At 51.7% G+C, this 20241-nt stretch carries 15 protein-coding genes; 10 read left to right on the top strand and 5 right to left on the bottom strand.

Annotation, left to right across the window (positions count from 1 at the left end; translation table 11 throughout):
- Positions 1-274 precede the first annotated feature (274 nt).
- The 9 genes from Pla144_RS24940 to mutS all read left to right on the top strand — a co-directional run bounded on the left by Pla144_RS24940 (position 275) and on the right by mutS (position 11554).
- Positions 275-454, top strand: coding sequence for a hypothetical protein (locus Pla144_RS24940; RefSeq protein WP_197530988.1), 180 nt, complete (start codon positions 275-277; stop codon positions 452-454).
- A gap of 157 nt (positions 455-611) precedes the next feature.
- A complete protein-coding gene (locus Pla144_RS25365; protein ID WP_261342344.1) occupies positions 612-746 on the top strand; it encodes a hypothetical protein in 135 nt (44 codons plus the stop codon).
- Positions 747-859: 113 nt separating this feature from the next.
- Positions 860-1048, top strand: coding sequence for a hypothetical protein (locus Pla144_RS24935; RefSeq protein ID WP_197530987.1), 189 nt, complete (start codon positions 860-862; stop codon positions 1046-1048).
- Positions 1049-1536: 488 nt separating this feature from the next.
- The gene (locus tag Pla144_RS24075) at positions 1537-2958 is read left to right on the top strand and encodes a hypothetical protein (RefSeq protein ID WP_146453265.1); all 1422 of its coding nucleotides are present in this window, start codon (positions 1537-1539) and stop codon (positions 2956-2958) included.
- A 2288-nt stretch (positions 2959-5246) separates the two neighbouring features.
- Positions 5247-6167: an alpha/beta fold hydrolase gene (locus tag Pla144_RS24070; RefSeq protein WP_231936540.1), complete on the top strand. Its 921-nt coding sequence runs from the start codon at positions 5247-5249 to the stop codon at positions 6165-6167.
- Positions 6164-7003 carry a triphosphoribosyl-dephospho-CoA synthase gene (locus Pla144_RS24065; protein ID WP_146453263.1) on the top strand — a complete coding sequence of 280 codons (840 nt, stop codon included), beginning with the start codon at positions 6164-6166 and terminating at the stop codon, positions 7001-7003. The genes Pla144_RS24070 and Pla144_RS24065 overlap by 4 nt, the downstream gene beginning before the upstream one ends.
- Positions 7004-7117: 114 nt before the next feature.
- The gene (locus Pla144_RS24060; RefSeq protein ID WP_146453262.1) at positions 7118-7597 is read left to right on the top strand and encodes a 6-pyruvoyl trahydropterin synthase family protein; all 480 of its coding nucleotides are present in this window, start codon (positions 7118-7120) and stop codon (positions 7595-7597) included.
- Between the two features lie 155 nt (positions 7598-7752).
- Positions 7753-8742: a flagellar motor switch protein FliG gene (gene fliG, locus Pla144_RS24055; RefSeq protein WP_146453261.1), complete on the top strand. Its 990-nt coding sequence runs from the start codon at positions 7753-7755 to the stop codon at positions 8740-8742.
- A 142-nt stretch (positions 8743-8884) separates the two neighbouring features.
- On the top strand, positions 8885-11554 hold the full coding sequence (gene mutS / locus Pla144_RS24050; protein ID WP_146453260.1) for a DNA mismatch repair protein MutS: 2670 nt from the start codon (positions 8885-8887) through the stop codon (positions 11552-11554).
- Between the two features lie 76 nt (positions 11555-11630).
- Here the strand turns inward: mutS and Pla144_RS24045 are convergent, their stop codons facing one another.
- The 4 genes from Pla144_RS24045 to Pla144_RS24030 all read right to left on the bottom strand — a co-directional run bounded on the left by Pla144_RS24045 (position 11631) and on the right by Pla144_RS24030 (position 17164).
- On the bottom strand, positions 11631-12359 hold the full coding sequence (locus Pla144_RS24045; RefSeq protein ID WP_146453259.1) for a TlpA family protein disulfide reductase: 729 nt from the start codon (positions 12357-12359) through the stop codon (positions 11631-11633).
- Between the two features lie 118 nt (positions 12360-12477).
- Complete coding sequence (gene aspS, locus Pla144_RS24040) at positions 12478-14244, bottom strand: aspartate--tRNA ligase (protein ID WP_146453258.1); 1767 nt, start codon at positions 14242-14244, stop codon at positions 12478-12480.
- Positions 14245-14332: 88 nt separating this feature from the next.
- Positions 14333-15340, bottom strand: coding sequence for an NAD-dependent epimerase/dehydratase family protein (locus Pla144_RS24035; RefSeq protein ID WP_146453257.1), 1008 nt, complete (start codon positions 15338-15340; stop codon positions 14333-14335).
- A 60-nt stretch (positions 15341-15400) separates the two neighbouring features.
- Positions 15401-17164 carry a fatty acid CoA ligase family protein gene (locus Pla144_RS24030; protein ID WP_146453256.1) on the bottom strand — a complete coding sequence of 588 codons (1764 nt, stop codon included), beginning with the start codon at positions 17162-17164 and terminating at the stop codon, positions 15401-15403.
- Here Pla144_RS24030 and Pla144_RS24025 point away from each other — a divergent pair.
- Positions 17163-17393: a hypothetical protein gene (locus tag Pla144_RS24025; protein ID WP_146453255.1), complete on the top strand. Its 231-nt coding sequence runs from the start codon at positions 17163-17165 to the stop codon at positions 17391-17393. The two genes, Pla144_RS24030 and Pla144_RS24025, sit on opposite strands and share 2 nt — an antisense overlap.
- A 1488-nt stretch (positions 17394-18881) precedes the next feature.
- Here the strand turns inward: Pla144_RS24025 and Pla144_RS24020 are convergent.
- On the bottom strand, positions 18882-19433 hold the full coding sequence (locus tag Pla144_RS24020; RefSeq protein ID WP_146453254.1) for a DUF3820 family protein: 552 nt from the start codon (positions 19431-19433) through the stop codon (positions 18882-18884).
- Positions 19434-20241: the final 808 nt, after the last annotated feature.

Here is a 20241-nt window from a genome sequence, read left to right as displayed (position 1 = left end):
GAGCGAAGCCGGCTCTGACGCCGTCTGCCACCTCCGCGCCCTTTACCTCAGCCAACCCGGCGGCTGGGGCGACTACTGGAAAAATTACCCAACCTAGCTCCACTACCCACAATCATGATGCTCACACTAGTCTGCTTGCTTGTTGCTTCCCAGGCAATGGCGGGCGATCCTATTTCAGAGGTTTATCCGGAAGCGGCGAACTCTGGCTGCATGAAATGCCACGCTGGCATCGAACTGACCCGTGAACCAGGATCGCAGATGCTCGACGAATATTATGACCCGCGGTCGCGAGCAAGTTGACCCAGCCGGATGCATTGTCTGCCACGGCGGTGATCCAACGATCTCCGACGACAAACAGGCGGCCCACGGAGGCCAGTTCTATCCTGCTCCTGCCAGTCCCTGGGTCAATGAACATACCTGCGGACAATGCCACGAGGAGCATGTCCGCGTGTAATGGCACAGTCTGATGATGACCGAGGCGGGAAAAATCCAAGGGACTTCTTGGGCATTTGGCTCTCTCGAGGGATACAAGCACACCTTGGGGGAATTATGCAGTAAAAAATCCCGAGGACCCCCACGATCGACTGGCAACCGACCAGTACCGTGCCTACATGAAAGCTCTCCAAAAAATTGAACCCAATGTCTTTGTCGATGAGCATAAATCGCTTCCCGAGGCATTGAAGAAAGATGAATTGGCACGACTCAAGGAGGACCCCAGTCTGGCCGCCTTTACCTACATCCGGTAGGAATGTGAACGCTGCCACCATGCTGTCAAAGGCCGACAAGCCCGGGGAGACTATCGCGGCATCGGATGTGCCTCGTGCCATACGCCTTACAGCAACGAGGGATTCTATGAAGGGTGGACCCCACAATTTCTCGTGTCGAGCCAGGGCACATGTTAGTCCACTCGATCCAGGGAAGCCGAGAAGCAAAGGTCACCGTGCATGATACGACCTACAGCGGCATCCCGGTAGAGACCTGTATCACTTGTCACGATCGTGGCAAACGAATTGGAGTCTCGTTTCAAGGGCTCATGGAAACGCCATAACTATGCATCTACCACAACCAGGTAGAGTCGCTCACGGTGAACGTGAGTGGTACCTTGCGAAGGAATGTGTTGGGAGCAATCGCCATTGAAAAGAACGATCGCAACTTCCCGCAGCGGCAACGATGACCAAGCCCAATCAAATTCAGTAAATTTCCACAAGACCATCAACGAATTAACAAAACAGGCGAGTACGCAAACCACTACTTGTACGCAGCAACCTGGAAGGAAACCACTTTTTTCTTTTCTAACTTGACAGACTCTTACAGGAAGGTTTTATCGTCCGCCGCTAGAAAATCCCCATTTGGGGGTGTGGGGGGTGGTTGCTGGGGTGGCGTTGCGGCCAAGTTCCGGGGTTTGGCACGCCGCCGCTCCTGGCCCCGGGCGAAAAACAGTGCTTTTGCCTTCGTGAATCAGTACTGGTACAATCGGTTCAGGTGACAAGTGTCACCATTAACGCTTGCTTTACGAACATATCGAAAGTGTGCCTTATGTGGTTGCGTGCTTCCGCGATACTCTTGGCTTTTCTTTACATCTCTCCGTCATTTGCCGACGATCTTCAATTGACCTTGGACCTGAAGAACACCATCTCCAACGATGCGACCAGCGGGGGTACCTGGCAGCTGTTTGCTCGGAAACTAGAAACCGGCGGCGGGTCTGAAGGGGATTTTGGTGTAGCGGCAACCCGCGGCTTGCTTAATAACATCGATGTCAATTCCATTTCTTTCGCGTCGGGAATTGGCCAACCGACTACCGGTGGTCCTTACATTCAAACGTTGTCTAACGGTACGGTGGAGATCAACTACCAACAAGACCTCAGTGGGTCAGTTGTGACAGGGGTCGGTGTCAACTTTCCAGTGACCAGGGACAGTTTGATCGCCTCAGGCACCTGGCCCAGTGGTCCTCGGCCTACTTTCGGTATTGATCCGGATGGCTTCTCCTCGGCAGGAAGTTTTTTGTCGAGTGCTTCCGCCCCCTACTCACTAGTTTCCCCGGACAATACATTCACTGAAGTTGTTACCCTCGGAGACTTCAACAACTCTGCGACCATTACCTTACTCGACGTCGCCCCCTTCTGGCACCAATTCAATTTGAGTTGCTGTGGGCCTGAACCCTACAATCCTGCGGCTGACATCAACCAAAGCGGCTCGATTACAAGTTTGGACCGAGGTGCTTTCATCAGCTTATTCACGAGCTATGTATCTCCACCACTTGATCCAGCCCCTGAACCGACTGGCAACGAAGTGGGCCGATTTTACTTGACCGGAGATGTAGGTCCGCTGGCGACAGGAGCTACAGGGATACTGGAGGTGCGGGTTGATGTGGGAGAGAATGAAAGTTTTAACTTTGGCGGAATCGACCTGGGAATACGCCCGGGTACCCCTGGCGTTGTAAGGTTTACAGACGCTTCGATCTCTGAACAACCATCCACTTGGAGCCTTTCCAGAACTTCCCTCGAGGACGACTTCGTCGGTTTATTCGCGAATTCAGCGCTTGGAGGCGGATTGCCTTCAGGAATCGCTGGAGTCCTCTTCGCCACGATTGAGTATGAGCGGATCGGATCCGGGTCGACGACGGTTTTCTTTGAGATTGGTCCGGAATCCCTGGTGGACGGCACCCCAGATCACTATCCAGATGACACGAACCTTACGTCCGATTATGCTTTTTACCTCAGCACTATCGGACCCGAGCCGGGTGACTTCGATCTTGATGGCGACATCGACGGCCAAGATTTCCTTGTTTGGCAACGCAATCCCAGCGTCGGCAATTTGGTAGACTGGCAATCGAACTACAGCAGCAGTTCCTTGAATGCTGCGAGCAGCACCGTCCCAGAGCCGAACTCACTGTTGCTTGGCTTTGGTACGTGCGTGTTATTGTTTGCAAATCGTCAGCGATACAGACTTCATCCATAACGTGCTCATAATGCTAGCGGCCATGTTTGGCGAAATTCTCTTTTGTTGAGCTAGCGACACCTGCCAGCGGTCACTCTGTGGTCACAACTGCTGCCATAAGAACGACTACTTGCTAACCAATCGTAACCAGCGGTGGCGGGCAAATCTGCTCACTAAAACTGCATTCCGCTAAGTACAGCGGCTTTATCGTCCGCCGCTACTTACGTTTGCGTCCTTGACCCCTCAAAATCGCTCTGTGAGTGGTTCCATTGTGGCCCTGGGTGAACGTCCCTGCCGTTGACCTGGAGACCCCTCTTGAACCTACCTTTCATCCCCTCTGTTGTCTCCCATTGCTCCTGTTCAACCAATCCAGGGGGTACCCCACAATGCCGAAGTTATTCTTGAATCGTTCCTTATCGGTTTGTGTTGGCTCCGAAACCTGGGCGTGAGTGGCGGTATTTTCTGCTCTGGCAGTCAGGGCCTAACCCAATACGGAAATTTCTCCAATCCCCTCCCCGGCCGCTACCGCGTCCGACCCTCCCGGGGGAGGGTACTGGGAGAGGCAGTTTGTCGTAACTTTGCGCAAGTTTTTGGCCGCGCGATTCGTTAAAATCTCAAAGTAAGCTGTTAGCCGTTAGCTATTAGTTTTTAGCCAGAGATCGCCGCAGTTTCGCCTTTTTTCTGGCCAAATGCTCACAGCTAACAGCTAATAAGCCTGAAGCAGCAAACACCGTGGATTCAAGTTACTGGGTCGGCAACTGTTTTCACTTTGAGCCTGCATGATGGTGTTCACCCTAACGGATGAAAACTCGGTTGTAGCCGTAGTATGAACATTCCTCCATTCCCCAATTCCTCCTATTCCTTCTATTTCCGTAGGAGTAATGATACAAATCTTGGCAGCTTGCATCAATTTATTGAACATGAGGTAACAAAGAAAACGGAGGGAATGGAAAGGATAGAATCAGGAACACTAATCCACGCTAATCAGTGCTAATCCAGGTTAGTGAATATTAGCGAACATAAGTGTTTCTTCCTTCATTGCTTTCATTCTCTCTGTTAGCTTGGTTAACTCCTGTTCCACGAATTTTGGTTACGGCTAGGTCCCGCTCTGGATTACTCGTTCCGGCTTACGGCTTTCCCCCTCTCGCCACTCTCCACTCGTCACTTTTTTAGTAGAAATTGTGCCACTCTGGTTAGTACAATGTGTCTTGCCATCCACCAGGCAAGTACCTTGATAATCGAATTGTTTTTTTGTTGCCCAAGACCGGCGACTGGGCTAGAGATCCGTCGGTAGAGTGCCTGGCCTTCGATTGCGCGAAGCGATTTAGTTTTGTCACGCGGAGACGTGGTTTTGTGTTACAAAACTCACAATACTCGACGACCCCGGCAACGACGTAAGCCTCAACCCATCAACGCTTTGCGGAAAGCCGGCCCCACGGAAAAGGAGGGGGTTTAGTTTTGAAAAAAAAGTTTTCTACGAAATGACCGCGACAAAACCCCCGCCACGATGCGCAGAAGCGATAGATGATTACTGGCTTTACGCAGTCTGGAATATTCAAAGTGGTGACCAACATGACCAGGTTGACCAACAAGACTATCATGAATCGCCACACAGTCACCAACGGGCCGACATCCGGGCGAGGCCAATAACTCAACGTGAAAAGACTTGAACCACAGAGGTCCCAGCGCGGCACCAAGCCGCAACCAAAATTATTGTGAACATGAGGAAACGGAGGCAACAGAGAACAGTACTCAGAGACTCCGTTTGCTCTGTTATCTCCTGTTTCAAATAATCGATTTGGAATTAGTTGGGACTGTACCGCACGGCACCTAACTTCAAATCTCGTTTGGACTGATGGTAATTATTCTGAAAAAATTGTGTAGACTGCGAAAACTTTCACCCTTAGTAGCAAGGAGGTCACAGAGGTAAGGAATGAAAGAGACACCGGGGAGATGATGTATGCTCTCTACTTGCTTCGACTACATGCTTGAATTCCTCGGTGTTCTCTGTGTGCTCTGTGGCAAATCATTCGTCTCTTTTCAGTTTGAGTAAATAAATTCCCGATTTCGACAGGAGAAAGAGTTCGCTTGGCCTCGGAAATAAGGGGAGCATCATGGGCCTTGAATGAACAAGTGGAAGCAGAGACAACAGAGATCTGTAAAGATTAATCTTCCAACCTATTGTTCATTCGCTCTGTTGTCTCTCTTTTCTCCTGTTCAAACCAACCTGGGGAGTAAATCAATTTACCGAAGCTATCGTTGAACCGTTCTTTAGAATGGTGGTTCCCTCCAAAATTTCGAGCACTACGTTGAGTAATCAACCTGACACTGGCGATTCCTGGCAGCAACACTACCCCTTCACCCGCCATTTGTGCGATGTGGCAGGCGGGCGCATGAACTATGTCGACGAAGGACCGGAGGATGCTGGCCAGACGCTGCTGTTTGTCCACGGGAATCCCACCTGGTCATTTCATTGGCGGCGCTTGATCGAAGCGCGCCGTGAGCGATTTCGTTGTGTTGCCCCCGACCACATTGGATGTGGTTTGAGCGATCTACAGACTCGTCCATTGCTATTGGCCGATCACATTCGGAATTTAGTGGAACTTGTCAGACAACTGGATCTCCGTCGAGTCACACTCGTGGCCCAGGATTGGGGAGGTGCCATTGGGCTTGGAACACTCCTCCAAGAACGAAGTCGGTTCGAGCGGATCGTGTTGTTCAACACAGGTGCTTTTCGACCGTGGTTTATTCCCTGGCGGATTCGCGTCTGTCGGTGGCCAGTTTTTGGAAAGTTCGCGCTGCAAGGTGGCAATGCGTTTTCGCGAGCGGCGTTGCGGATGACGCTCTTTCGAACTAGCCGACTTGACCCTGATGTGGCCGACGGATACCTGGCGCCTTATGACAGTTGGACGCGCCGTGCTGCTGTGTACCAATTCGTGAAAGATATTCCGCTCTCCGCGAGTCATCCGACCTGGCAGACCTTGGGTGAGATCGAGGATGCTTTGCCGAGTCTCGCGCATTTACCCCAGCTCTTGATCTGGGGAATGCAGGATTGGTGTTTTACTCCAGAGTGTCTGGAGAAGTTTTGTCAGGCGTGGCCTGCGGCAGAAGTGCATCGGCTGGCCGACGTGGGGCACTGGGTTGTAGAAGATGCCCCGAAGGAAGCGGAGCAAATCGTATCCGATTTCTTGACACGCACAGCTGATCTTAGCGCTGGAGCAAATGCATGATGGATCTCGCAGCCTGTGCGACGCTGGCCTGCATCTGGGAGGCGACCGCACCCAAGCCCGGGAATGTCTATCGCGGGGCAGATTTCGAGGATGTCACTTTTGCGGATTTTCTGACCAGCGCAGCGATTCTTGGCAAACCGATCGCCTCGGCGAGCAAAGTGGGTGTCGGGCGTGCCGTGCTGGATTGCATTGCTGCCATTCAAAACTCTGTGGGCACGAACACTTACTTGGGGACCGTATTGCTGCTGGGCCCGCTAGCCGCGGTCAAAGCTGACATCTCGCTGCAAGCTGGAATCTCGGAAGTGCTGCGTGCTTTGACCCCCGCAGACACTCATTGTGTTTACGAGTCAATTGTGTTGGCCAACCCTGGCGGGCTCGGCAGGGCAGACACTGCCGACGTCAACGAAGGGACACCCAATATTACTCTGCTTGAAGCGATGAAGTTGGGGGCCGATCGAGATATGGTCGCCCGACAGTACACGAATAGTTTTGAGCAAGTATTCTGGGTGGCGGATCGGATCGCTGGGGCTGGTAGGCCACTTTGTGCGGCCATCGTGGCAGCTTTTCTCGAATTGCTCGCGGACTATCCCGATAGTCTCATCACACGCAAATGTGGGATGGAATTCAGCCGTCTGGTATCCCAGCGGGCGGCCAAAGTCCTCTCGCTTGGCAAACCGGGGGATGAATCGTTTGACGAGGAAGTCGCAGAGTTCGACTTCTGGCTCCGCGCGGATGGCCACCGCCGCAATCCGGGGACCTCAGCGGACCTGATCGCGGCGGGGTTGTTTGTGCTGCTGCGTGAGAATCGCGTAGAATGGCCTGTGAGGTTTTATTGAGTAAGAGCGAGTCAGTGAGTAAGTGAATTAACGAGTACTTACTCACCTACTCACGTACTCACAACAAGCCACTCGATTACTTTCAATATTAGCCCGTTACGGAAAAATAGATTCTTGGAAGAAACATACTACATACGACTGAGCAAAGAACGCTTTGTGTTTAGTGCTGCGCACTTCATCACCTACAATGGTGACATTTGCGAACCCCTGCACGGGCACAACTACCATGTGACGGCGGAGATTCACGGACCGCTTGACGAAAATCACTACGTGGTCGATTTCATGGTGGTCCGAGATGCACTCCAGAAAATTGTTGATTCACTGGACCATCGCATGTTGCTGCCGCTGGAGCATCCGACAATTCGCGTTGCTGTCGAGGGGGAAGAGGTGCACGTGGAACATGGCGCGCGCCGCTGGGTTTTCCCTTGCCAGGACTGCGTGCTCTTGCCGCTGGCCAATACCACAGCGGAGTTGCTGGCAAGGCATATCGCCAATCTGCTCTTAGAAGCTATGCCAGGCATTTCTCCTAAACGCCTCTGCGTTGGGGTGGATGAATGCGACGGGCAATGGGGTAACTACGAGATTCGCTCATGAAGTCGATTGCTAGCACCGATTTCAGTAGGCGATACCCCTGCTCTATTCGTCAAACTCTGCTCAAGTCCCCCAAGTTGGTTGGCCGATTCTATGTTTGAGTCTCCCAAGCTTTCCTGGCGCGAGTGCTGCGCTGAACTCTTTTCTAACGAACTAGCATGAATGACCTTCGCAAAGCCGCTGTATTGCTCGCCTCGCTTCCAGAAGAAGAGGCGGTCGCGATTCTATCACGCTTAGACCCCAAGCAAGTCGAGCAGGTATCGATCGAATTAGCACGACTTAAGGGTGTTCCTACGCAGGAACAAGATCAGGTGATATTGCAGTTTGCGGAGTCGAACCCTTCCAGTTCTGTCGAATCAGGTGGACTTGATCGGGCCAAGCAGCTTGTGCAAATGGCGCTTGGCAAGAATGCCAATTCCACGCTGGACAATATTCGGCAGTCCATTGAAGAGATTCCATTCTCCTTTTTGCGGCATGTCGATAGCCAGAACATCCTGACCTATGTGGTCGATGAACATCCCCAAACCATTGCACTGATTTTGTCGCATCTGCCCGCTCAGTCGGGTGCCGAGATTCTCGCTGGCCTTCCTGCTCAGCGACAAATGTCGGTAGTGCAGCGCATTGCTGCCATGGGTCAGACCAGCCCAGACATTATCCACGAGGTCGAGCAAGGACTCGAACGCCGCATGTCGAGTCTGATGGGCCAGAGTTTTGAAAATGCAGGTGGTGTGGGAGCGGTGGCAGAGATGCTCAATGTGTCCGACCGCACGACCGAACGAACCTTGCTTGAGAACCTATCCCAGGAAGATCCCGATCTGGTGGAGGAAATTCGCCGGTTGATGTTCGTCTTTGAGGATATGGTCAAGTTTAACGACAAAGACATGCAAATCGTGCTCAAGAATGTCGAAAACTCGCAGTGGTCGATGGCACTCAAGGGTGCCAGTTCTGAACTCAAGGAAAAAGTATTCAACAACATGTCGCAGCGAGCTGGTGATATGCTTCGTGAGGAATTAGAGTTCCTGGGTGCAGTCAAACTCTCAGCGGTCGAGGCTAAGCAGCAGGAAATTGTCGACATTATTCGCCGTCTGGAAGATAGTGGGGAACTCGAGATTAATAACGGTGCCGAAGAGGAACTGCTAGTCGAGTAGGAAAACGATGGAATTTGGGAATGCAGGAATTTCTTTGGTCTTCCTTCCCCCATTCATCGATTCCTTCATCTCCTCACCCCTCCAAAACCGCTCAATGATCCGCTAGCATGGACCTCTGCAATTTCACGCGGAGCAAACGTCCATGTCAGTAACCCCCATGATGCAGCAATACCATGAGGCCAAAGAGGCTGCTGGGGATGCGCTGCTCTTGTTTCGGATGGGAGATTTCTATGAGCTGTTCTTTGAGGACGCCAAGACGGCGGCGCGGGTGTTGGGGCTTTCGCTCACCAGCCGCGACAAAGGGGAGAATCCCGTCGCTATGGCTGGCTTTCCCCACCATCAGCTCGACAGCTACCTGACCAAGATTATTTCTGCCGGATTGCGTGCTGCGGTCTGTGAACAAATGGAAGATCCAAGGCAGGCGAAGGGGATCGTCAAGCGGGCCATTACGCGCGTGGTGAGTCGGGGCACGGTGACCGACGATGCACTTTTGAATCCGGCGGAAAGCAATTTTCTGTTGGCTATTTCACGTAACCTACCTAAGTCAGAGGGAAAATCCGGCCTCGCTTGGATTGATATATCCACCGGCCGCTTTGAAGCCGCTGTTGTTTCGACAGCGAAGTTGGACGACGAATTGGCCCGCATTGCACCGGTGGAATTGTTGGTCAGCGACGACTCAGCGCCACTTCCTCCCTCATGGAGTGAAGGGCGTCTCGTTACGCGTCGACCAGCCTGGGCGTTTGGCTCTGAAGCAGCGCAGTCGGCACTCACTAAGCATTTCGGTACCCAGTCGCTCTCGGGCTTTGGCTTTGAGGAAGACGACTCCCCTGCCCTGTCGGCTGCAGGAGCGGTACTCGATTATTTGACTGAGACACAGAAGTCTTCACTCGATCATATCGCCAGCCTTTTTCCCTACCGAGTCGGTAATGCACTGGAAATTGATCAGGCAACGCGCCGCAGTCTGGAGATATCGCAATCACTGCGCGAGGGTCGCCGGGAGGGATCGCTACTGGGGGTAGTTGATAGTACGGTGACAGCCATGGGCGCTAGGCTGCTGGGGGATTGGTTTGGCAGTCCGCTTACGGATGTCGAGCGGATCAATGCAAGGCTCGATGCGGTCGGCGAACTTGTTGTCCACCCCGCTGTGACTGCCGAGGTGCGGACCGAGCTCAAGGCGATCTATGACATGCAACGGCTCTTGGCCCGTGTTACTACGGGCCGCGCGACACCTCGGGATTTGTGTTTTGTCGCACGGACGCTCAGTAGCCTGCCGAAGGTGAAGGCCAAATTGACTGGGAGAAGTGCCGAGCGACTTGCGCTACTCGAATCTCGGATCGATTTGTGCGCCGATATCCGCGGCCGACTGGAAGCGGCATTGGAAGATGACTGCCCTCTCACGACTCGCGACGGCGGATTTATTCGCAGCGGTTTTCATGCCGAACTCGACGAGCAACGAGAACTCATGCGGGGTGGCAAACGCTGGATGGCAGAGTATCAAGCTCGGGCCGTTGAAGAGTCTGGCATCCCAAGCATCAAGGTGGGTTTCAACAAGGTGTTTGGTTACTACTTGGAGGTGACCCACACCCACCGCGAAAAAGTTCCCGCGAATTTTATTCGCAAGCAGACGCTCAAAAATGCTGAGCGCTTCATCACGCCTGAACTCAAAGAGCACGAAGAAAAAGTGCTGGCCGCTGAGGAGCGATCGCAAGACTTGGAATACGAGCTCTTTGTTGAGCTGCGCGAACTAGTGGCATCGGCGACGCGCCGCTTGCAAGGAACCGCCGAGGCCTTGGCTGAGATTGATGTGCTAGCCTCAATGGCTGAACTGGCCCGCACACGCAATTATGTGCGTCCCGAGATGAGTGCTAACCCGGTACTCGACATCGAAGAAGGTCGCCATCCGGTACTCGACATTACCGAACCGGAAGGGACTTTCGTACCGAATGATGTAAGTTGTAAGGCACAAGTTGCGAGTTGCGAGGAAAGAGAGATAGCACACAACTCGAAAATCGTGCCTCGAAACTCGCTACTCCTCATTACCGGCCCCAACATGGCTGGGAAAAGTACTTACATTCGCCAAGTGGCGCTGATCACACTGTTGGCTCAGGTCGGTAGTTTCGTTCCTGCCAAGCGGGCGACGATTGGAGTGGCCGACCGTATCTTTGCCCGTGTCGGGGCCAGCGATGATCTGGCCCGCGGCCGGAGTACTTTCATGGTCGAGATGACTGAGACGGCTCGTATCCTCAACACTGCCACCGAGCGGAGTCTTGTGATCCTCGATGAAATTGGTCGCGGAACAAGCACTTACGATGGCCTGTCTCTTGCCTGGGCGGTGGTCGAGTATCTGCATGACCGTATCGGTTGCCGGACTCTCTTTGCCACACACTACCACGAGTTGACCGACTTGGAAGCGACGCATTCGGGAGTACAGAACTTGAACGTGGCCGTGCAAGAATGGCAGGGAGAAGTCGTGTTCCTTCACCAGATCGTCCCTGGCGCGGCCGACAAGAGCTATGGCATCCATGTTGCCAAACTGGCTGGCGTTCCCCGCGAAGTGAATCAGCGCGCCGAAAAGATTCTTGCCCAATTAGAAACCCAGCATGAGCAAAAGGGATCTGGTTCTCTCAGCGATCCCCCATCAAGAAATGGACATCCCATGCAGATGACGCTGTTTGAGACGATGGACCATCCTCTCTTAGAGACTATTCGAGGAGTACAACTGGATAGTACCACCCCGCTGGAAGCTTTTCAGATGGTGAAAGAGTGGCAAGAGCAGCTGGCCGAGAAAAAAGTCGTAAGCCGGCCGAAGTGAATTAGCCAATGCGATGAAATTCTCTCGCGACCGGATCTCGCTGCGGGACCAGCAGATCGCCGATCGGTGGACTGCCTCACTCGTTCCCCGCCAGCACTTCCAGCGTCTGCTTCAACTCTCGTCGTGTGCTCTCGCTATACTCGATGTCGAACCACACGATTTTGCCTGATGAATCGAGCACATAGATGCGGGGAAGCATGACCATGCCGACTTTGTCAAAAGCCTTGCCGTCAACATCGATGAGTTGCGGGTAGCTTGCTAATGCCGCTTTGACTTCTTGTTCTACTTTCTCCGTTGGGGTTTCTACCGCAATTCCCACCACTGCAACTTTCCCAGGTTCCGCGCTCGCAAAGACTTCTCTTTCCAGATCAGCTAGAGCCATGCGACTCATCCAGGGATCAGGGTGCCAGAAGAGGACGACGGTCGCTTGGCTCCCAAGGAGTGAACTCAAAGAAGCTTCGCCGCCTGACAATTTCTGCAGCTTAATTTCCGGTAGTTCGTCTTCCACCCGCACGCGGCACATCGCCGAGTGCGAGGTACTCAGGAATACTTCCGGAACCTCCAAGGAGTTTTCCTCCGCAATCTCCTTGCGGACCACATGGGGTTTGAGGTTGGGCTGGAAATCCGTGGAAGACGACGACTGTTCAGCCTGCGAATAGGAGGGCGATTCAACTTCAGTTTGAACTTGCTGTTTGGGTGCCAGTTGTGCCACGGAATGGTCTGAAGGCGATTGCGAGCAACCGATTTGCAATGCGGAGAGAACAATTGCAATTTGCGAAATTCGTAATGATAAATTAATCGTCATGACAAAAGACTCCTTGCTGCAAGCCTAGTCTCGCGGAGAAGTGAATTGAATGCTTGAGCGATACCCGATTGTCGAAAGTCTGGCTCTGGCAGTCAACTACCGCCACCGGCATAACCGGTTACTCGACCAATTTTATCGCAAGATCTCGGAGTTGTTTCGCTTCGACCTCGCCGGGCGCTTCAGTCATCAGATCGGTAGCCTTTTGCGTTTTGGGAAAGGCTATGCAATCGCGAATATTTTCCAATTGGGCAAACAGCATCACGCAGCGGTCGATCCCCAGGGCGATGCCGCCGTGGGGTGGGGCACCATATTGCAGGGCATCCAGCAGAAAGCCGAAACGATCTTTGGCGGTAGCTTCGTCGATGCCCAACAGCGAAAACACCTTGCTTTGGACCTTATTGTCATGGATTCGGATTGTGCCGCCACCAGCTTCGTAGCCGTTGACGACAAGGTCGTACGCCTTGGCGCGGCACTTGCCTGGGTCGGAGTCCAAAAGTTCCAGGTCTTGGTCACGAGGGGCTGTAAAAGGGTGGTGCATGGCCTGCCAGCGGCCTTCTTCTTCATCCCGCTCGAACATCGGAAACTCGACGACCCAGGAGAAATTCATCTGCCCTGGCTCGTAGAGCTTCATCTCGCGAGCGATTTTTGAACGCAGGGCATAGAGTGCTTTGCATGTCACGGCAAACGAGTCGGCCACGAACAACAACAAGTCTCCAGGTTCAGCAGAAAGGCGGTCGCCGATTTTCTTGAGCAAATCGGGAGTGAAATTCTTGGCGATCGTGGAATTGAGCGTGCCGTCTTCCTCGACTCGGAACCAAGCCAAGCCCTTCGCACCGTACTCGGCTACAAACTCAGTGAGAGCGTCGATTCCTCGGCGGGAGTATTGATCCGTTCCACGCTTGGCATTGATCGCTCGCACACGACCGCCGGAGGTGGCGACACTGTGAAATACTCGAAACTCTGTTTCGGCTGCCAGATCGGTACAATCGACGATTTCCATCCCGAATCGCAGGTCGGGTGCGTCGTGGCCGAATCGCTCCATTGCCTCATCATAAGTCATGCGAGGCAGAGGAGTAGGAACTTTGATTCCAAGATGTTGCTTCGCCAGCCGCGCGACCAGACCATCGATCAATCCAATGATGTCGTCGGCGTCAACAAAGGCCATCTCCACGTCGAGCTGCGTGAATTCGGGCTGACGGTCGGCACGCAAGTCTTCGTCCCGAAAGCAGCGTGCGACTTGCACGTAGCGATCATACCCCGCGATCATCAGGATCTGTTTGTACAATTGGGGAGACTGCGGCAAGGCGTAAAACATGTTGCGATGCACGCGGCTGGGGACAAGATAGTCGCGGGCCCCTTCGGGAGTACTGCGACCGAGGATCGGGGTTTCCACGTCGATGAAATCGTGCTCGGCGAAATAATCACGCATGTCCTTAATCAAGGCGGCTCGCAGCATCATTGTCTTTTGCATCTCGGTACGACGCAGGTCGAGGTAGCGATACTTGAGACGTAAGTCTTCGCCAGGGGCTTCATCGGCACTGGGCGAAACGGGAGGTGTGAGGCACTTGTTCAAGAGTTCCAACTTAGTAGCCCGCAGTTCGATCGCACCACTTGCCAGGCGCAGGTTGGCCATCCCTTCGGGGCGGGGGGCAACTTTGCCAGTGACTCGGATCACATACTCGGCCCGGAGCGACTTACTCGCCTCGATCACTGCCGAGGAAGAATCGGGAGGATTGAAGACCACCTGGGTAATGCCGTATCGGTCGCGGAGATCGACGAACAAACCACCGCCATGATCGCGGTAGCTATCGACCCAACCACAGAGTGTGACAGTTTCTCCATCGAGTTTTTCAGAAAGTTGACCACAGGTATGGGTACGAAGCACGGCGTCCTCTTCAAATGACAGTGGATGATTTGCGGAAAATGCAAGCTACTGATTGTAATTCCCGCCGCTGGAATCGGCTAGGTCGCGATTATTGCTGCCTCAGCCATTCGCCAAGCCGCTGCATCCCTTCAGCAGTGGAGACCTGAGGCTGGTAGCCAAAGTCCCGGCGAGCGGCGGAAATGTCGAACCAGTGGGAGCTGGCCAACTGCCAGGCGAGAAATCGAGTCATGGGGGGTTCCTGCGTGGTACCGATGATTCGATACACCCATTCGCAAACCTTGCCTATTCGCAAGGCAACACTTAGAGAAATTGACTTGTCCACAGCTGGCAGATTCGCCAGGGCTAGAATATCGTCGATCCACGGCCAGCAATTGACCGGCTCCCCTTGGCTGAGGAAATACGCCTTGCCTGCCACGGGCGAATTGGATTGGGTGAGGGTGTCTACCGCTTGCAGGTGGGCTGCTGCTGCATTTTCGACGAAGATCACGTCGACCAGATTTGTACCGTCACCCACGCGTCGCAGCCGACCGCTACGCACCCTCTCAATCAGTCGCGGCACTAGATGCGGATCTCCGGGCCCCCAAATCAGATGCGGTCTCAATGCACAAGTGACAAGTGGTTCACTGTTGGCCGCGAGTACCGCCTGCTCACCCAAGGCTTTGCTGCGAGAGTAGTGGCAGCCGTTTCGTTCGAGCCAGGTTAAATCGATAAGTGCATCGCATTCATTCACGCCCTCCTGATCATGACCGGCAAATGTCACGCTGGGGCTGCTGGTGTAGACCAGTCGTGGCACGCCGTGGGTTCGGCACGCGGCGATGACATTCTGCGTGCCCACGGTGTTCGCTTTGTAGAATCGTTGCCAGGGTCCGCCAATGCCGGCGATCGCCGCTGTGTGGAATACACAGTCGATTCCTTCGCACGCTTGAGCGATGATTCTCGCATCTTGGATGTCGCCTCGCACGACTTCTACGCCCATCTCGGACAGGTCTGGGTAAGTGCCGCGACTGAAACTTCGCACTCGATCGCCGCGCGCAAGAAGTTGCTCGACTATTGCGCGCCCGAGAAAACCTCCTCCGCCAGTTACGAGAGTGTGCATGGGATAGTGGTGAGTGGTGAGTGGTGAGTAGTGAGTGGGGTCGTCCCGTCCCCGGTAGATTCAACGCTGCATTTTGTGTTCACCCAACTCTTTAACTGCCCACTCCGCCAGTTGCTCGCGATTGATTTTTGAGTTGTGGCGTACGTCGACAGGGAGTTTTTGATGATAGTGCAAGAAGTTCTCAATCGTAGTCGTTTGTGGAAAACGCTTAGCCAACTCTTTGGCTTCCTTGCAGTCGCTTGAAGACCAAGTCACCTTTTTCCCCCTGCTAGGAAATAACTCAAGTATTGCTACGGGACTTTGATCCCCCGCAGGACCGATTCCCACCACAGCTGCGCGAGCAACAGTCGGGATCGTATTGAATATCTCCTCACAAGGAACCGAGAAGATGGTTCCATCGGCGGTTTCAATGCGATGATTCTTGCGTCCGCAGTACCAGAATCGCTCTTGTGAATCAAAGTATCCGACGTCCCCCATTCGGTGCCAGAGGGTGTTGCCGTCGGTAATCTTTGCTAAGGAGTTGCTAGGCGCTAAGCGCTGGACGCTAGTCAAATCTTCTCTGACTAGCGCCTCGCTACTCGCGCCTCGTGCCTCTCCCATATACCCCGGCGATACTTGCGGGCCGCGCACGATGAGTTCGCCGATTTCGCCGGGCGGCAATGCTTCGGCGTCGGCGATATTCGCAATGGGCTCATCGGTGATTCGTATTACTCGCCAATCGATCGAATTAAATTTGCGGCCCACGCACACTCCTGCGCCAAGTGCGGTCAGTTCGGCAGTTTCAGTAAGCACTTCGCTAGCAGCAATAGTTGCCACGGGGAGACTTTCCGTTGCGCCGTAGGGGGTGTGCATTTCGGCATAGGCATCGACGCAGGCCAAGGTTCGTTGCAGTACCTTGGCTGGCACTGGTGCGCCGCAGGAAAATATTTTTCGCAGGGTGGGAATTTGCTCGCCGTGCTGCTGGCAATAGGTGCTCAGCTTATCCCAAACTGCAGGAGATGCAAAAGCCTGGGTCACTTGCCAATCACTCGCAGCTGCGATCAGACGACGAGGGTCGGCAGAAGCGGGGCGTGAAAAATCCATTTTTGGAAAGACCGTGGTGATCCCCATCGCAGAGTTGAACAGGCCGAACAATGCAAAGCATGCTAAGTCTGCTCCACCGGGTTGGAGGTCGTACTCGCGGCGGATCTCAGCAACCTGGGTGTCGAACATTTGATGCGTGTACAGGACGCCCTTAGGTGGGCCTGTACTGCCGCTGGTGAAAATGATTGCTGCGGGGTCGGTGGCGCGCGAAGCCGGCAAGCGAGTGGTGGATGTTGCTCCTGTGGCCATTAGTTGTCGGTAAGTTGTTCCCCCCCAGAACCAGCGGCGACCGACAGTGACATTGAATTTTGCTTGAGGAAACCGTTTCCTGAGCAGTGTCCGCGCAGCCTGGGCGGGACTGATCGCGATGAAGCCCTCGGGCTCGGAAGCCGCGAGGCAATTTACTAAATGCTTCTTGCCCATTCCTGGATCAATCAAGATCGTAGTCGCGCCCGATCGCAAAAGAGCGAACACCAGTTTTACGAACTCGACACCGGGTTTCACAAGGAGCGCCAGCCGCGTACACGGCGTCACCCCCAGATCGACCAAGCCACGAGCCAGTGCCGTCGCATCACGGTCGAGTTCCGCAAAGGTGCAGGTGGCGTAGCTATTGCGTCCCGCTGCATCACCGAATCCTGGACACGCCACCGCCACCGAAAGCGGCATCCGCTCAGCAAAATGCGCGAGCCGATCGGCTACATTGACTGGCGTGTCGCTGAGTGAGAGTTCAGAAATTGGCATGATTCATTGTGGCAGTAGGTTAGTGATCATGGGAGGGGCAGGCAATTGGGTTTGGGGCTGTGTGTTTGGGGATTCGGACAATTCTCTGCGTCTCACGTTGGGCATGGTAGTCAACTTGGTCATGTTGGTCGCCACTTTGGATATCCAGACGAGGGATTCGCCGGGCAAGCGCGAGTTGCGTAAAGCCAGTCTTCTTCTATCGCTTCTGCGCATCATGGAGAGGGTTTAGTCACGATCATTTCGTAGAAAACTTTTTCTACAAAACAAAACTCCCCTCTTTTCCACCAAGCCCGATCACTGCAACTCATTTGCAGGTCAGGATTTGTGTCGCATCCGACTCCTTAGGTTTATGTGAGTTTTGTAACACAAAACTACCTCTCCGCGTAAAAAAATAAATCGCTTCGAGCCATCAAAGGCCAAGCGCTCTACCGACGGATCTCTAGCCGTGGTCCTTACAAATGCGCTCTCAGCTTACCAAGCTTGTGGCTCTGACCTCTTGAATCTGTTCTCAATAGTCAAACAACTAGCAGACGTTTCAGCGAACACTATTATCGCGATTGGGGGCCCGCTGTTTTCTTACTAAAAGTACCGATTCAGGCTCTTCTAAAAAAAATAAAAAAAATATTCCCAATGCCGTTTTCTGGATGGTTTATTACAGGGAAAAAATTGATTTGGGGGAGGGATAAGAGTTGATGAGGGGGCAAGATGAGGTCAGAGAAGAGTTGAGCGGCTAAGAAGTAGCCTAAGACCAGAGAAGAGTTGAGAGCTAATCTGAGAGCCAACAGCGGGGGCCTAGATCAGACCAGAAGAGCGCCGACAATCGCCTAAGATATAGCAGTAAGAATATAGGCCTTTCGGGGCGACTCGCCGAGAATTGGCGGGGGAGTCAAAAAAATAAAAAAATATAATATTTCTCTATCTCTTTCTTCTTTCTGTTGTTGTTTTGAATTGTTGGGGGGAAGATTAATTAGGGGGGAATAAGAAGATTTGGGGCCTAAGAATCAAAGATTAGTTGAGCGGCTAAGATTAGAACTAATAGTGGGGCCTAAGATGAGGTCAGAGAAGATCGCCGACAAGCGGCAAGATATGGCAAGTTCAGAATGTTATGGGGATTTTTGCCAGAATAAAAAAATAAATAAAATCTTTGAGTACTAATAGAATCTTTTTGGAGTTCTTTAGGGGGGATAAAAACAATGAAGCCTAATGAATCAATAGAGAGAATGAGTTCTTAGGGGGATTTTGGGGATTGCCTGAAGGAATGAAGAGTTGAGGGGGGGGCAAGCGGCCCAATGATATCAATGCCGAAATCGAGTCAACAAAGAATTCTTTAGCAGCTGGTTAGATTCTTAATCCCCCATCTAATATTTTTTTCTTTGTTATTATTCTTTTCCGGTCTTTCGGGCCTAAGAATGTATAGCAAGTAGGAATATAGGTCTTTGGGGGCCTTTCGCCGAGAATCGGCGGGCAATCAAAAAAATAAAAAAATAAAATCTATATTCTGGATTGAATTTCTTTGTTTGTTATATGATTTTTGAACAAGATTTAGGGCTAAGAAGTAGCCTAAGAACAATGAAGATTTGGGGCTATCTGAGAGTGAATAGCGGGATGATGATGGGCTAAGAAGATATAGCAAGGTCAGAATATCATTTAGCCCTTTGGGGGGATTTGGCGGGAATGAAAGAATAATAATAAAAAATAGAATCCTAAATCCTTAGAGTTAGAATGGTGCGTCATCCCAAACATCTTGATATATATATGGATTTCTCTTTTCTTCTTGATTAGATGGGACATAGAGATAATTTATTAATTTATTTTTAGTTTCATCATCGATTGATTTACTTTCCCGAACTACCCAGTGAAGATAATGCGGAGGAACTTCATTTAGTGGAATTCCGGCATATTTCCCGAAGATTAAAATTCCATATGGTACTTCGCCTTTTGGCTTGCGAACAACATCGATGAGCATATTCATTGCTTCGCGGGGGCTAATATTCTTATGCAGCCGAATTAGCCCAATCAGATTATCGAAATGACTTAGACTAATTCTACAGCCATAACATCGCCACTTAAATGTTGGGTATTTGTTGTCTTTTATTCTGAGGTTTATAGATCGTTTTTTACATTTAGGGCACGCTAAGGTTAGCCCTACGCTATTAGCTTCTGATTCTATGCCCAATTCTTCTAGGTATTTCTTTATTTTTGATACATCATCCCCCATATCACGTTCTAATTTCTCTAATTCTTTTTGCAGTTCATTGTAATTACTCATTACTCGCCTCCTTTTTAAAAAAATATATCCCGACCGATACCCTCATACTTAACATTGATTAGCTTTATTGCGCTTTAAGTTTTTTAGTTTGCGGAAAAGGCAAAAACATTATATTTTTTCTATGCTATATGTATTTTCTTTTAATGATTACTTGACTCTTAATTGTCTTGCTATCTTTCGGTTTTTTTGTTTTTTTATACATTCTCTCTTTTTGTCTTTAACGGGCGGAGATAGGTTTTGTAGGTACGGATTTTCAGACAGAACTGTCCGCTGAGTTAAAACCGCGAAAGAATCACACATTACCTAGGTAGAAGAGAAAGAATCAATCTTTCCTAACTGATCTATACACCAGAATTTCTGGAGTATGCTCAACATTTCCAAAAATTTCTTTCTATTTTTAATATACCTAGACAACAGATACTGTCTAAAGATTCTCTGGCATATTGAATTTATTTTTATATTTTTTTGATGCCGTTTTTGGTGCCGCAATTAAATTGCAATCGCATCGCTAGAAACAACTGTTGAAATTTCTGGCCCCGAAAAAGACAATAGATTCCCCCCCCAAATCAACAATAGATAAATCCCCCAAGAAGTCTCCTAAGAACTCTTCTAATAATCCCCCCAATAATAAAAAATTTCTATAACAGTAAGAATAAGAATCGGGGGGGAGATAATATTATTTGATAACGTCCTAATAGTTGCGCAGATTTGTTTAGCTTGAAACGGGCAGTCCCTGTTTGGTAGGAATTGATTTGTGTTAATTCGACCCCTACCAAGGACAGGAGACTGCCACGATGGCAAGTGTAGT

Origin of the sequence: Bythopirellula polymerisocia (assembly GCF_007860015.1) — a bacterium.
Classification (GTDB): Bacteria; Planctomycetota; Planctomycetia; order Pirellulales; family Lacipirellulaceae; genus Bythopirellula; species Bythopirellula polymerisocia.
This window is presented reverse-complemented; position numbering and strand designations above follow the sequence as displayed.